Source organism: Asaia sp. A2 (genome assembly GCF_057319415.1).
Map to the genome: position 1 here is coordinate 318,274 of NZ_JBXWTO010000001.1, position 15,009 is coordinate 333,282.

Here is a 15,009-nt window from a genome sequence, read left to right on the forward strand (position 1 = left end):
TGCGCATAGTCGCAACCGTGATGCCGAAAGCGGCAGAACCCTCGCGATTTGAACGGCCGGATTGCGGCGAGGCTAAACAACAGCGCTAAAGAGGCCCGGAACCAGTTTAGTTCCAGGTTTTCCACGGCCAGAATCGCACCCTACGGATCACGGTGCATTTTGGAGCGTCTCCCTCCCATGACTCAAAATAATTTCGGCCCCTCGACACGTCTGTTGCATCAGGATGTCAGCCGTACCGAACATGGCGAAACCAGCGAAGCCATCTTCCTCACCTCGGGCTTTGTCTATGACAGCGCCGAGCAGGCGGCCGCCACATTCACCGGCGACATCACCCATTACCAGTATTCCCGCTTCGGTAATCCCACGACCGATGCCCTCCAGTCACGCCTCGCCCTGCTGGAAGGAGCCGAGGCCTGCATCGTGACAGCCAGTGGCATGGGGGCAGTCTCATCTGCCCTGCTGTCCCATCTGAAACAGGGCGACCGTGTAGTCGCGTCCCGCGCCCTGTTCGGCTCATGCTACTGGATCGTGACCAATCTGCTGCCGCGCTACGGCATTGAGACTGTGCTTGTCGATGGTGATGACTGGGCCGGGTGGGAGGCAGCGCTTTCACAGCCAACCGGCGCCGTGCTGATCGAAAGCCCCTCGAACCCGATGCTCGACGTACTGGACATCGAACGTATTGCCGATCTCGCACACAAGGCCGGCGCCCTGCTGATGGTCGACAACGTGTTTGCCTCCCCGGTCGGACAGAAACCTCTGGCCCTTGGGGCCGACGTGGTTCTGTACTCCTGCACAAAGCATATTGATGGGCAGGGCCGCGTTCTTGGCGGCGCTGTTCTGGGCCGCAAGCAGTGGATTGAGGACGTTCTCCAGCCCTTCACCCGTAATACAGGCAACGCCCTCTCACCGTTCAATGCATGGGTGCTGCTCAAGGGGCTCGAAACTCTCCCGCTGCGCGTCAACGCCATGGCTCACAATGCCAGCGAAGTGGCGAAATTCCTTGAAAACCAGCCGGGCATTGCTCGTGTTGCCTATCCTGGCCTCGCCTCTCACCCCCAGCGTGCCCTGGTGGAAAAGCAGATGCTCAATGGCGGCTCACTGGTTGCTTTCGAGGTCGAAGGTGGCCGTGAGGCAGCGTTCCGCTTCCTCAATGCGTTCAGGCTGATTGCGATTTCCAACAACCTGGGCGACGCAAGATCTCTCGCTACGCATCCTGCTACGACAACGCACTCCAAGGTCGATGCGGCCGAGCGCGCCAAACTCGGAATCACCGATGGCGCCATCCGTCTTTCAGTAGGGCTTGAAGATGCCAGCGACCTGATTGCGGATCTTCAGCGAGGGCTTGCAGCGCTCAAAGCCTGATTGCTTTTCAGCGCTTCATCGGCCTACAAGGCGGGCATGTCACAAAAGCCTGCCCCTCCCCGCCTCGTGGCCGATCCTGAAGCCAGCCTTGCCGAAGCCATGGAAGCCGCACCTCGTTACGAGGCCACAACCCAGGGGGTGACTGTCTCTGTGCGCACTTTCTGGCTCGAGGACCAATCCCAGCCGGAAGACCATCATTTTGCCTGGGCCTATCATATCCGGATCGAGAATGGCGGTAACGAAACAATCCAGCTGCTGACCCGGTTCTGGGAAATCACGGATGGACGCGGGAAAACCGATCATATTCACGGTGATGGCGTCGTTGGAGAGCAACCTGTTCTGATTGCCCAGGAAGTCTTTGAATATACTTCGGGCGTGGCCCTACCCACGCCTTGTGGCTTCATGCGCGGCATGTATCACATGATTGTTCCTGCTTCAGGCGAGCGCTTTGATGTGGCCATTCCAGCCTTCAGTCTTGATAGTCCTCATCGTTTAGGTCTTGTTCACTGACAACGAGACGCCCCCTCCCCTCAAGCTTGGCGCGATAGAGCGCCTGATCGGCCCTTTCGAGCGCTTCCATCCAGATTTCGCGAGGCGTTTCGATTTCTGGAATACTCCGCGCAAGACCAGCGCTGCATCCGATCACCAATGCACCGACCTTGGTCTCAAAAGGCCTTCCACTCAACGCCGCTAGCAACGTCTCGACACGCCGACGTGATGTAGGCAGATCTCCTTGGATAACGATGAGGAACTCCTCACCGCCATAACGGCCGATGATCTCCTCCGACTGCTTTTCCTGAAGAAGGCGCGTGCCGATTTCGGCCAGGATTTCATCTCCGATCGTATGACCGAATGTATCGTTGATCGATTTGAAATAATCGACATCGAATAGCGCCAATGTCACCGTGCGATGCTTACCCTCATAATCGGGGTGTCCAAGCCGCTCGATCAACCTCAGCACACTGGCTTCAGCTGTACGACGATTCATCAGGCGCGTGAGTCCATCCTGCCGTGCCTGCTGTTCCAGAGCAGCCTGCGCGGCACGCATCTCAACGGTACGTTCGTTCACGAGGGCTTCCAGACGCTTCTGCCGTTGCAAAAAGTAGCGGAAGCGAACGCGGTTGAGGACATAGGGCAGAACGACCACGGCAAGGATATAAGAGACGATCAGGGGCCACGCCATCCACCAGGGACGCTGCATTCTGATCAGGAGCACGATAGGACGCGAAACGATGTTCCGATTGTCGTTGATGGCCTGAACAAGCAACCGGGTATGGCCCGGCGGCACAAAATTATAGCGAATTTCACCTGTCGTTGAGGTGATCCAGTCCTGATCGATGCCCTCCAGGCGATATCTGAAATGCGTGGTGGATGCGAGCGCAGTATTCAGCGAGCCCAGCGTGACCGTCAGTGGATCACGTGTGAAGGGGACTGCGTGCTCAGGCAATACTCGATCGCCCAGTCTGGCTTCGATAAAGACTGGCCTGAGATCAACCGGCTCGAAGAAGTGCTCGGGGTGCAACAGATGCGATACACCGCGCGTCGTGGTTATCCAGATTGAGCCGTCCGGGTCTTCTGTGAGACCCTGTTGATTGATGTTGGCAGAGATCAGTCCATCATCACGGGTCAACCTTATCCATTGGTGCCCGTCATAAGCTGCCAGCCCGTTTTCAGTCCCCACCCACAACCGTCGATGCCGGTCCCAGAGCAGGCTGAAGATAATCTGCGATCCGGTGCATTCTGCACCGACCTGAGTCGTTTTTTTGATCCTGTTCCCGTCGAGATGGACATGCAGGAGACCTACACGCGCCCGCACACCACCAATCCACAAGTCATCATGCGACGAGAAAGTCATGGTCATCGGTTCGAAATCACGCCCGTTGGCCCAGTGTGTTAGCACGGGGTACCAGCTTCCTGCGCTGGTGCGTCTGTAAAGCGCGTTTCCAACGATGGCCCAGGGCGTTCCATCATCGCGAAGTGCCAGGGCGCTTGCGGTTTTGACGAGGGGCTGGCCTGCCGCATTTAAGGCGCTGTGCGGTGCAGTTGCCCCATGGGGCAGCTCAAACAACCCCTCACCGGAAGCGATCCAGAGCGTATCGTCCCGCACCGAATGAGCAAGGCCGAGGACCTGTCGTATTGGATATTTCCAGTTGCAAAGGAAATGCCCTGATTCGAACCCACAATGAACCAGATCACGGTCATCGACCGGCAGCCAGTATCCTGATTTTCCGTCTGAAACCCCGAAGAAAAAGTTGCCGCCCCTCAGGCGCTCACCAATTTCATTGTGCTGAAACGCGTAAAGACCCTGGTCCGTCAGGAGAAGCTGCTTGCCGGAAGCCGGCAGGACAGACCAGACCGAGCGGATACTCTCCGGCTCAAGATTTTCCCATATTCCCCATCCGATCAGCTTGGTGAGCTCAACCCAGTCCTGGACAGTCCAGAGCTGCTGATCACGATCAACATAGGCAAAATGGATGTCCTGCTCCCGGCCCAGATCATGGCTTGGAACTGTCCAGTATTGTCCGTTGAAGGAATGCAACCGTGTGCCGTCGAAAAACATGGTCGCATCCAGCGATCTGACGACAAAAGTCGGATGCCGGACGACGTCGTGTGGATCGATTGGCCAATCAATGGGGAGTTTTTCAACCTGCCCGTCATCCTGTGGCAGAAAGAGCGTCGTGGAGGTAAGCGCATAGAATCTGGAGTCATGCTGCGTAAGAGACGGGCTGGAGATCTCCGCCTCCCACGGGAGCCTGAGTGTACGCAACCCGCTGAGATCACGAAGAACCGTACCTCCGGGCTCGCGCAGAAAAACCCTTGCTCCAATCTGATAGATCAGGGTTCTCGCCTTCGCCGCAACGGGCTGCGTCGAACAGGAAAGCAGATCGTCTTCAGGAAGGTCGCAGAGATAAATGCCACGGTCGCTTGCGACGACCAGGCGTCCTTGATCAATCAGGATGTTATCGACATGCTTCAGCCTGCCAAGTTTCAGGCGCCTGAACTCCAGGTGGAGCGGCGAAAGACGCGCACTGGTTGCCTGCAGCGAGACGACGAGAGCGCCGCGCTGCATAACGATGATCCGGCCATCAGGGAGAAAGCGGATACCATCAGCATGGCTGGACTGATCGGGACCATCCTGAACGTTAAGCTGATAGAAGCGCTGCCCTGAAAAGAAATAGAGGGAACGCTGAGTAAGAAGATACAGGTAGCCCTGCCCGTCTTGCGACATACCGTAGAGATACGAGTTGTCTACGCCATCACGCTGCGTGAAGTTTTGCATGGCCAGATCGGCTTCCCCCGCAAACGCGGACGTCAGCCACACGGCAGGCAGAAGCAGCATGATCAGAACGATACGGCATGCGGCCCAGCGGACATGGCAAAGGAAGGACAACACGAAACGTGTCGAACCTTCCTTGGTCGAGTAGGTGCATGAAACGGATGTCAGGTCTTGTTCCTCAAACGCGTCGATGCGCTGTGAACCATTAGTCTAGTATAACCAACACATCACGTCGTTAAAAACTCGCGATATCATGCATCACCCTGGAGGCAGGCTTTCGGGATATCCCGATCACCATGCCTCGAGCCAGCATCTAGAAGAGATACCTGTCAGACGACAGGTTCACGATTCCCCACAACACAGGCACCCGGCTGGATGCACGGATCCCATGTCTGACCCGGCGGCGGACGAGGTCCCGCATAGGCTACGTCCTGCCGGTTCTCTGCAATACAGGCGCCCGGCTGGATGCACGGATCCCACGTCTGACCCGGCGGCGGACGAGGTCCCGCATAGGCGATATCCTGTCGGTTCTCTGCAATACAGGCGCCCGGCTGGATGCACGGATCCCATGTCTGCCCCGGCGGCGGACGAGGTCCCGCATAGGCTACGTCCTGCCGGTTCTCTGCAATACAGGCGCCCGGCTGGATGCACGGATCCCATGTCTGACCCGGCGGCGGGCGGGGACCCGCATAGGCGATATCCTGTCGGTTCTCTGCAATACAGGCGCCCGGCTGGATGCATGGATCCCATGTCTGACCCGGCGGCGGGCGGGGACCCGCATAGGCCACGCTGGGCAGGGCTGAAATCCCCTTATGCGCTTCCTGAGGCAATGACGCAGAGGCCGCAACACCCAACCCAAGTAAGGAACCCGCAAAGGTAAGTACCGAAAGAGATCTTGACGCAGCGATGAAGAGAGACATGAGACCCATCCACTTACATACGAAAGCTTTATTGCTTGAGCGGATGATGGTCTCGATTTTCTATTTGGTCTTGCGTATTTATGGTATGGTTTACGGGCTGAGCAATTCCATGACTTCATATATTGTATTTACTACTTATTATCGAAATTTTATATTTAATTGATATTCCGCCATGCAATCCCGACTCCTTACGACGCATTGTTTTCTCACTCCGGTTAAATTCGCGTAAATATCGGTTACTTCCTCGCCGCCCCTTACGATTTGAACGCTATTTGTCCGGCCATCTCGTCCTCCGTACGTCGATACGGCTTAGCCGGCCTCGGCGATCGCACGGCTCATGATTGGGCATCACAACGAATTTGGTTTGAATTAACGTGATAAACTCTTAAAGATCACATGGACTTTGGGATTTACCGCGTGAACGCGACGATTCCTCTGCAGGTCCGGCCTCCAGGCTTTCTCGACTAAGGTCTTTTCATATGAGTAACGTTACATCTTCTGCACCGGTAGAAACTAAAGTTCCTCTGGTTGGAAAAATGATGCTTGCCGCCATTCTTGCGGCTGTCGCCGGATTGATGTTCGGTCTCGATATCGGCGTCATCTCGGGTGCGCTCGGCTTTATTGCCAAGGAATTTCAGGCCAGTGATACCGCGCAGGAGTGGATCGTTTCCTCCATGATGTTCGGCGCCGCCCTGGGAGCGCTCGTTGCGGGCCGCCTCTCCTACAGCCTCGGCCGCAAGAAGGCGCTGGTCTTCAGTGCAGCTCTGTTTGTGATTGGCGCCATCTGCTGCGTCGTCGCCCACTCCGTCACCCTGCTCATCGTGGCCCGTGCGATCCTTGGCCTTGCCATCGGCATCGCCAGCTTCGTTGCGCCACTCTACATTTCAGAAGTGGCTGACGAGCAGCATCGTGGCAGTCTGATCTCGGTGTACCAGCTCATGATCACCATCGGGATTCTCCTCGCCTTCATCTCCGATGCCATGTTCGCCTATTCCGGTTCCTGGCGCTGGATGCTCGGTATCGTCGCCGTTCCGGGTGCCGTGTTCCTTGTGGGCTCGCTTTTCCTCCCCGACAGCCCGCGTTGGCTGATGCTGCGCGGTCGCCATGCCGAGGCGCTCGAAACCCTGGCCTCGCTGCGCGCCTCGCGTGCTGATGCCGAGAGCGAAATCCACGATATCCAGGCAGGTCTGCAACAGAAGCAGCGCGGCTTCTCGATGTTCCTGGAAAATCCGAATTTCCGTCGTTCCGTCATGCTCGGCATCGGTCTGCAGATCGTGCAGCAGCTCACCGGCATCAACATCGTCATGTATTACGCACCGCGTATCTTTGAAGTGGCCGGGTTTGGTCAGGACGGACAGATGTGGGGCACGGCCATCGTCGGTCTGGTCAACATGCTGGCCACCTTCATCGCCATCGGATTCGTCGATCGCTGGGGTCGTCGCCCGATGCTCGTTGCCGGCTTCGTCATCATGGCTATCGGCATGGGTGCGCTCGCGATCCTGCTTTCCTTCGGCCAGGATTCGAGCACGATGATGCATTATCTCTCGGTAGCCGTGCTGCTTCTCTTCATCACGGGCTTTGCCTTCTCGGCTGGTCCGCTCATCTGGGTGCTTTGCGCCGAAGTGCAGCCGCTCCAGGGGCGTGATTTCGGCATTGCCTGCTCGACCTTCACCAACTGGATTGCGAACATGGTCGTAGGCGCCACGTTCCTGACGCTGCTTGGCACACTGGGTGCCTCGCACACCTTCTGGCTGTATGCTGCGCTTAATGCGGTGTTTATCCTCGTCACTCTCGCTTTCGTGCCGGAGACGCGGGGCGTGTCACTCGAGTCTCTTGAGCACAAGCTCAACAAGGGTATCCGCCTGCGCGATATCGGTCGCTGAGACACACTTGACGTGTGACGCACAGGTCATGGGCTCCGCAGTCACTGCGGGGCCCTTTTTTCTTGGCTTGACGCGGCAGGGACAAATCCCCATTCCCTGAACATCATGCGTATTGCTGCCATCCTCCTCGCTGCCGGTTCCGGTCGCCGCTTCGCTGATGCCAGCGCTGCGCCGGCCACCGGCCTTTCTGCCACGCCAAAGCAGTACATGCTGCTTGGTGGCAAAACCGTCATTCGCCACGCGGCCGAAGCGCTGCGCGACCATGTGACCCTCATCCAGCCGGTTGGTGATGACCCGTTGCTGCTGCAAGCCCTCGACGGGATCGAGGCACTGCCGCCTGTCGCAGGGGGACGTGAGCGTCAGGACAGTGTGCGCGCCGGGCTTGAGGCCCTCTCCCGCCTGCCTGAGCCGCCCGATCTTGTCCTGGTCCATGATGGTGCACGCCCCTATGTGCCAGCCGATGTCGTAAAGAACGTGCTCCAGGCGCTGGAAAAGCATCCGGGTGCCATACCAGCGGTCGCTGTGGCGGATACGCTCAAGCGCGGTCGCGACGGCCTGGTCGACACAACCGTTTGCCGCGACTCCCTGTGGCGTGCCCAGACCCCGCAAGGCTTCCATTTCCCACTTCTGCTCGACCTGCACCGTACGCATCAGGGGCCTGTCACCGATGACGCCGCCCTGCTCGAAGCCGCGGGGCATCCGGTCGCCCTCGTTCAGGGCGCTGAAGATAATATCAAACTGACCCTACCGGAGGATCTCGTGCGTCTCGAAAGACTGCTCGGCTCGACCCCACTCCCGCGCACGGGGCTGGGCTATGACGTTCATGCCTTCGAGGCCGGCCGTCCGCTGATCCTCTGCGGTATCACCATCCCCCATGATCGCGGGCTGGCGGGCCATTCCGACGCTGATGTCGGTATTCATACCCTGTGCGATGCCATTTATGGTGCGCTCGCCGAGGGAGATATCGGCCGCCATTTTCCACCCACGGATAATGAGTGGAAGGATATGGATTCCGCGCGTTTCCTGATCCACGCGGGCGAACGTATCCGTCAGCGCGGCGGCATGCTGATCAATGCCGATGTAACGCTCATCTGCGAGCGTCCCAAGATCGGCCCTCACGCTCAGGCCATGCGCGAGCGCCTTGCCTCGTTGCTTCAAGTCGATGTGGACCGCATCTCGGTGAAGGCGACCACCTCCGAGCGACTTGGTTTCACGGGCCGTGAAGAGGGTATTGCAGCCACGGCTGTCGCCACGGTGCTCGTCCCCTGAGCAAAATACAAAGCGTATAGACGCGAAAAGCCCGGCCATTGCGCCGGGCTTTTTTCATTGATACGCCCCAAGGGCGGCAAAAGCTGCGCCCTTGGGGCGGATCATGCCGGACGTTCTCTCCTTCCGGCGAAGGCCGGATGAGCGAAACTCAGCCTTTGATGGCGCAGATCACAACAATGACCGGGGTTGCCGCAAGGAGCAGCCAGACATTCTGGACGCAACGTGCCACGAAATGGGCAGAGCGCACCTTGAACGGAATACGACGGATGAGATTTGCAGCAGCGGCGTTCTCATCCAGTACGGCCTGAATACGAGAAGACATACCTGATCCTTGCACAAATTCTTCTGATTACCTGAAAACCCTCTAATAAATCGCGAAGAGCGGGTCGAGTAACCAATGGTCACCGAGTGTGATGACCACTGAAGGCAAGGGTTAAAGGCCGATCATGGCAAAATCATGCCTGATTCGTCTCAACTCCGTAAGAAAGCTCCAGATACCGTAACGCAATTTCCACATCTGCCGCGTTGCGATCAATCTCCTGCATTAGCGCATCATCCTCGCCCCATTGCGCCATCTGGTGCCGCTCCTCGACACTTGCCATCAGCCGTGCCGAAGCAGCGTCCACCCATCCCTCGACCAGACCAATCGCCAGAATCAGGCTTCCCGTTGCAGGTGCGCAGATTGCGGCACAAGTCAGGGCTGCGTCATCCATACGCTCAAGGGCGGCCCCATAAGCCTTCTGAAGCTCAGGAGCGATGGAGAGCGGCAGAAGACTGCGCGTGACCTGAGGCACAACACCATGCCTACTGCCAAACAGGGCAAGAACCGGGTCAAACAGAACGTCCTGCTCGCGACCAAGAGACCCGATGGCCCGGTAACAAAGCAGATCATTTTCACCATAGGCGCTGAGGCCTCCAATGATCTGCGCGCGGTCAGGCCGGATACGCTCGATTTCCGTACCCGCCATCTGCGTCATAGGCAGATCGGATGTCCGAAATGCCTCCCCGTCGGGAATGCCCCGCCACTCGGCGGCAATAGCGTCAGCAAGCCGGGCAGACGATGTGGTCAGCGTATTCCCGCCGGGCAGTCTGAAAGGGCGCCCGTCAAGCATGACAGCGTAATGCCCATTGGGTCCATACGCTGCAACTTCAACGGCTTTCCAGAAACGCTTGATCGTCTGGCTCAATGCAATATCCCCAAACCATGCAGCAATTCAGCGGCCTGCGAATGCTTCTTGCGCTCAGGGGCGGCTTCACCTGACATGTTCTCACGCGCAGCGGAGAGAATATCAGGACAGGTATCGGGCTGGCTGCCGCCGATTGTCAGCTGGAAACGCCCCCCTTCGGTCGCCTCCTGGCTTGCCTTGGGTGCATCGAGCGTTCCCGTGACCAGCACCGGGGTAGAAGCCCCCGTACCGCCGAAACCGATCCGCGGCACCAGGTGCAGATCTAGCGTCTCGTCAGCGAGATCGTAAACACCGTGGCCAGACAGGGTGAGCGCACCAGCCTCCATACCGATCGTATCGAGTTGGGCCTGCCCTCGCTCGAACCGGGCGTGAAGCCCAAGGCAGCGCACCGGCAGTTCACGATGCGAGAGCAGCGAACGCGCCGCATCGCCCAGATAGACTCCAAGCCTGCTGGTATCGATCGTGCCACCCACCATGGAAAGGCCCAGATGCCCCTGCAGGGAGTCGCGCATCGCTGCGCGTGTTTCACCCCGTGCATCGAGCTCACCCACCAGCATCAACGGCCCATGAAACAGGTCAGGGATTGAGAGCAGGGTCTGCGCCAGCGTGGCCGGGAAGAGCACTGGGGAGAAAACAACACTGACAGAGGCAGGCGACACATTCCGATCGTAAACGGCACGCCCGGCAAGCGTCATGCCATTGCCCGCCCCCTTGATTGATTCGATGGCCAGCTTTGCGTTGTTCAACGCGATATGCCCGGAGACATCGCTGTAATCATCACCATTGAAGCGCAGTTTTGCCGCAGAAACATCAATCGATGCCTGCCCCTGATCAATGAAGTGCTGCAAGCCAGTCATGTTGTCGGTATTGCCCACAGTGTCGGAAGGTGCCGTAGCCACCGTCTGAGGGGCTGCAATGCCGTGGCCGACTGCCCCGATCTGACCCGCAACTGGCATCTGCACAGGTGAGGTCGCTGAGGACGCGGGAGACGAAGCCCCCGATGCGCCCGGACCGGCGGGCACAGTGACTTGCGCTGCCTCACCGGCCCTGTCATCGCGTCGCCCCAGCCAGAGCCCCTTGAGGGCATCGAGATCAAGAGCTGAAAACTGGAGCCTTCCGTCTATGGCAGATGGCAGGGGGGCCTTCACCGAGGCATTCATCACGCCCGTCGCCTCATGGCTTGTCAGGCTCAGCCCCTCGATCTGGATCGATCCGGACGTGTCGCGCTGCACCCCCCCCTTGAACGTCACATCGTGCAGTGCCGCCTGCATGACACTGAGCGTGCGTGCCTGCCCTTCCAGAACAAGCGTAGAGTCATCCGCGCCGATCTGGCCGGAGAGATGGGCCGTAAGCCCCGAACCAGTCCCGATCTTGGACACATCCCGCAGCTCCATCGCCACCGGGAGCGGCGTTGCAAGTCCGGACTGCCAGGCCGTACCAGCCTGAGCCAGGGTTCCAAAACGTCCCTGCAGGGCGACGCCCGGTGCCAGTTCATTGATCAGCGCGCCATTGGCGACGGCACTCACCGTCAGGGCCGAGGAGAGCGTGTCGGCGTCGGCATGAACCGCGCTGGATGTCAGCCCGTGCCATGACGGGATGGAATCGGCATGCAGATGCACATGATTCACACCCAGCCGCGAGAAATCGAGCCCGCTGTCTTCGGCTTGGGGATCTGCATCGAATACCCCGATCTCACCCCCCAACCCTTTGACATCGGGCAGATTGGCATTCGGAAAAAGGGATTCGACATCCTTGAGTGAGGCCAGTTCACCGCGCAATACGCCTGAAAAACCGTGGAGATGACGCATGTCATTGATCTGACCATCAAAATTCAGCCAGTCCTGCTGTTTGCCGTCCCTTCCCAGTGTCGCGCCCAGACTGACCGCCCAGGGAGGGTTACCCCCCTGAAACAGCGAGAGCGGGCCGATATGGCCATTGACGCGAAACGGGACATCCCCGCGACGCCCATGAACATCGAGATAGGGAGCCGAGGAAGAAAGACCGTCGAATTCCGCACGCTCTACAGTCATGGCACCGCTGTAATGACCCTGTCTATCGTTGAGGGAGATCGCCATGTTGTCGAGCTTTGCAGAGCCGATCTGCAGTTTCCATCGGACCTGCGGGTGAGACACATGCCCCGATGAGGAACCGGTCTTACCCGTCATTGGATGGAAGACCCAGTTCGCCTGCCCGGCCTCATCGCGATGCAGGATTACCGCACCGCGCATCACCGTCAGGTTTTCAAGACGGATTTCGCGCCAAAGCAACGGAATGAGCGCGATCGACGCGCGGATGTCGCGTGCGCGCAGCATCGGCGTCACGCCATCGCCCCCTTCGTCAGACAGCGTCACCTGATAGGCGCTAAAGGACGGCCAGGGCAGCACACCCACCGAGAAACGCGCCATTGCGAGATCACGGCCGGTCTGGCGCTTGACCGCGGCAATCACATCCTCCTTCAGCGATGAACGATCGATCAGGACATGGGCCGTCACGGCCAGGCCTGCCGCCAGCACCAGAATGACGATGAGCGCCGCAGTAAGACGTTTCATTTGACGAGTTCCTTGGTCATTTCCTGCCGGTCTTGCCCCCGATCCGTTCGGGGCGCGGCGTCTCACCGGCGGTAAAGCCGAGATCCTTGAATGTGTCACGCATATGGGGTGGCAATGGGGCTGCTACGCGCAGGCGCCCACCGGCAGGATGCGGAAACTCCAGTGCACGCGCATGAAGATGCAACCTGTCGATGAAACCCTCCATATGCGCGGTCTTGCCACCATATTTCGGGTCTCCGAGAATAGGCGTGCCGAGAGTTTCGCAATGCACACGCAGCTGATGCGTGCGGCCCGTGAGTGGCTTGAGCGCAAGCCATGAGAGGCGTTTGCCCGCCGCGTCGACCACCTCATAATCGGTCTTGGCCACCACAGCGTCTTCGTCATCACGCGTGGCGGCAATCATGAGGGCTCCGTTTCCGGCGCCGAGCTTCGCAAGCGGCTGATCGATCACGCCTGAACCGGGCATGGGGCGCCCGACGACAATCGCCCAATAAGTCTTGTCCACATCACGCCCGCGAAAGGCTGCGGCCAGTTTAGCGGCAACGCCCGGTGTACGGGCGACCAGCAACAGACCGGATGTGTCGCGGTCGATGCGATGCACAAGGCGCGGCCGGTCGGGCAGATCACCACGCAAACCATCGAGCATCATGTCGATATGCTTGGTGATGCCGGGTCCACCCTGTGTGGGCAGGCCGGACGGCTTGTCGAGCACGATCACCTGATCGTCACGATAGACCACCATGCGCTCGATCTCGCGGGCAAGCTGCGGGTCGAGCGTGGCGGGGCGGTCGGGCTGCGCCGCCATTGGAGCAGGCAGAGGCGGTATGCGCAGGCTCTGGCCGGGGGCAAGACGGCTTGCGCCAGTCACGCGCTTGCCATCGAGACGCACCTGCCCTGTGCGGCACAGCTTTTGCAGCGCCCCCTGGGTAAGATCGGGATAATGGCGGCGGAACCAGCGATCGAGGCGCATATCGGCCTCATCTTCACTGACAATACGGGTCGTTACACTCATGGGCGACGGCTTGCCCGTATTGCGGCCTGCCTGTCCAGATTTTTTCTGATTTCACTTTCCCGACCACGGTCGGTGGGCTGATAGAGTGATACGCGCGCCATCTCATCGGGGAAGTAGTTCTGGCCCGAAAATCCTTCCTCCGTATCATGGTCGTATTCATAGCCCTTGCCGTAGCCGATCGACTGCATCAGCTTCGTAGGGGCGTTGCGTATATGGTGGGGCGGTCCGAGGCTGCCCGTTTCGCGGGCCAGTCTGCGGGCCTGGTTATAGGCACGATAGACGGCGTTCGATTTCGGTGCCGTAGCCAGATGCACGACCAATTGCGCTAAAGCCAGTTCGCCCTCGGGGCTCCCCAGACGCTCATATGTTTCCCACGCGGCCACGGCCAGCGGAAGCGCTGTGGGATCAGCCATACCCACATCCTCTGCCGCAAAGCGCGTCAGGCGGCGGGCGATATAACGAGGGTCCTCCCCGCCTTCGAGCATCCGGGCAAACCAGTAGAGTCCCGCATCGGGGTCTGATCCGCGCAGCGATTTATGCAGCGCCGAGATCAGGTTGTAATGTTCCTCGCGATCCTTGTCGTAAAGCACCGCCCGGCGGGCCACCACACCGGCCAGCCCCGCCGTATCGAGCAGCTCCCCGGCGGGCAGAGCCTGTATCTGCTCAACCAGATTAAGCAGGTAACGCCCATCGCCATCTGCCATCGCACGCAAGGCAGCGCGTGCCTCTGCGGTAAGTGGCAGCGCTGTGTCGGACAGGGCTTCGGCACGCTGAAGCAGCTTCTCGAGCCCGTTATCGTCCAGCCGGTTGAGCACCATCACCTGACAGCGCGACAAAAGCGCGCCGTTGAGAGCGAATGACGGATTTTCTGTTGTCGCACCGATCAGGATGACGGTCCCACGCTCGACATAAGGCAGAAAGCCATCCTGCTGGGCGCGATTGAAGCGATGGATCTCGTCAACGAAGAGTAACGTCCCCCGCCCTGTCTCCTGCTGGAAGCGCGAAGCGGTTTCGAAAGCCTTCTTGAGATCAGCCACGCCCGAGAAAACGGCTGATATCTGCTCGAATCTGAGCTTGGCCTCACGGGCAAGCAGCCGCGCAATCGTGGTCTTGCCGCATCCCGGTCCGCCCCACAGGATGAGGCTTGGCAGCGTATTACGGCTGAGCATCTGGCTAATCAGCCCTTTTGGGCCCAGCAGATGATCCTGACCGACGACCTCCGCCAGAGTGGAGGGGCGCAGCCTGTCCGCCAGCGGCTGCGTCTGTCGCGACGTCGGCATGGACACGGTGCCCGTTTGCGATGCAGGCGGCATCATCGGCGCAGAATGTACCGCAGGACGTCCGTGGCGTGCGGCTTCCTTGCGAGGGGAAGGCGTGCCGAACAGATCTGCATTTCCATCATCCTGCATCGCGCTGGCCTCTTCCTTCCTGCAATCCTGCTCTACCCGACTTACCGCGTATCTTATCGCGCCATCGCCCGCGCATACAGGAACGTGCACAGGCGGCCGAACGTCGCGCAGAACAGACGCTTGAGATTCATCATTCGC

At 59.3% G+C, this 15,009-nt stretch carries 11 protein-coding genes and 1 riboswitch; of the genes, 4 read left to right on the forward strand and 7 right to left on the reverse strand.

Going from position 1 to position 15,009, the window contains the following annotated elements:
* Positions 1-30 precede the first annotated feature (30 nt).
* A riboswitch (SAM riboswitch) is annotated at positions 31-110 on the forward strand.
* Positions 111-177: 67 nt separating this feature from the next.
* Positions 178-1,365: an O-succinylhomoserine sulfhydrylase gene (gene metZ / locus ACWNRM_RS01465; RefSeq protein ID WP_485169160.1), complete on the forward strand. Its 1,188-nt coding sequence runs from the start codon at positions 178-180 to the stop codon at positions 1,363-1,365.
* Positions 1,366-1,401: 36 nt separating this feature from the next.
* On the forward strand, positions 1,402-1,875 hold the full coding sequence (gene apaG, locus ACWNRM_RS01470; RefSeq protein ID WP_485169161.1) for a Co2+/Mg2+ efflux protein ApaG: 474 nt from the start codon (positions 1,402-1,404) through the stop codon (positions 1,873-1,875).
* On the opposite strand, the gene ACWNRM_RS01475 is transcribed toward apaG, so the two are convergent.
* Positions 1,835-4,759, reverse strand: coding sequence for a diguanylate cyclase (locus ACWNRM_RS01475; RefSeq protein WP_485169162.1), 2,925 nt, complete (start codon positions 4,757-4,759; stop codon positions 1,835-1,837). The genes apaG and ACWNRM_RS01475 overlap by 41 nt on opposite strands.
* Positions 4,760-4,971: 212 nt before the next feature.
* Complete coding sequence (locus ACWNRM_RS01480; protein ID WP_485169163.1) at positions 4,972-5,562, reverse strand: hypothetical protein; 591 nt, start codon at positions 5,560-5,562, stop codon at positions 4,972-4,974.
* Between the two features lie 479 nt (positions 5,563-6,041).
* Here ACWNRM_RS01480 and ACWNRM_RS01485 point away from each other — a divergent pair, with 479 nt between their 5' ends.
* Together ACWNRM_RS01485 and ACWNRM_RS01490 are read left to right on the forward strand one after the other, a co-directional pair.
* Entirely contained in the window at positions 6,042-7,445 is a 1,404-nt protein-coding gene (locus tag ACWNRM_RS01485; protein WP_485169164.1) for a sugar porter family MFS transporter, read from the forward strand.
* Positions 7,446-7,550: 105 nt separating this feature from the next.
* Positions 7,551-8,714, forward strand: a complete 1,164-nt coding sequence (locus tag ACWNRM_RS01490; protein ID WP_485169165.1) for a bifunctional 2-C-methyl-D-erythritol 4-phosphate cytidylyltransferase/2-C-methyl-D-erythritol 2,4-cyclodiphosphate synthase — start codon at positions 7,551-7,553, stop codon at positions 8,712-8,714.
* A gap of 148 nt (positions 8,715-8,862) precedes the next feature.
* Here the strand turns inward: ACWNRM_RS01490 and ACWNRM_RS01495 are convergent, their stop codons facing one another.
* The 5 genes from ACWNRM_RS01495 to ACWNRM_RS01515 form a co-directional block, all read right to left on the reverse strand.
* Positions 8,863-9,036, reverse strand: coding sequence for a hypothetical protein (locus ACWNRM_RS01495; protein ID WP_023977686.1), 174 nt, complete (start codon positions 9,034-9,036; stop codon positions 8,863-8,865).
* Between the two features lie 133 nt (positions 9,037-9,169).
* Positions 9,170-9,901, reverse strand: a complete 732-nt coding sequence (locus ACWNRM_RS01500; RefSeq protein WP_485169166.1) for an ATP12 family protein — start codon at positions 9,899-9,901, stop codon at positions 9,170-9,172.
* Complete coding sequence (locus ACWNRM_RS01505; protein WP_485169167.1) at positions 9,898-12,450, reverse strand: AsmA family protein; 2,553 nt, start codon at positions 12,448-12,450, stop codon at positions 9,898-9,900. The genes ACWNRM_RS01500 and ACWNRM_RS01505 overlap by 4 nt, the downstream gene beginning before the upstream one ends.
* 16 nt (positions 12,451-12,466) lie before the next feature.
* Positions 12,467-13,462: an RluA family pseudouridine synthase gene (locus ACWNRM_RS01510; protein WP_485169168.1), complete on the reverse strand. Its 996-nt coding sequence runs from the start codon at positions 13,460-13,462 to the stop codon at positions 12,467-12,469.
* A complete protein-coding gene (locus ACWNRM_RS01515) occupies positions 13,459-14,871 on the reverse strand; it encodes a replication-associated recombination protein A (RefSeq protein ID WP_485169169.1) in 1,413 nt (470 codons plus the stop codon). The genes ACWNRM_RS01510 and ACWNRM_RS01515 overlap by 4 nt, the downstream gene beginning before the upstream one ends.
* Positions 14,872-15,009: the final 138 nt, after the last annotated feature.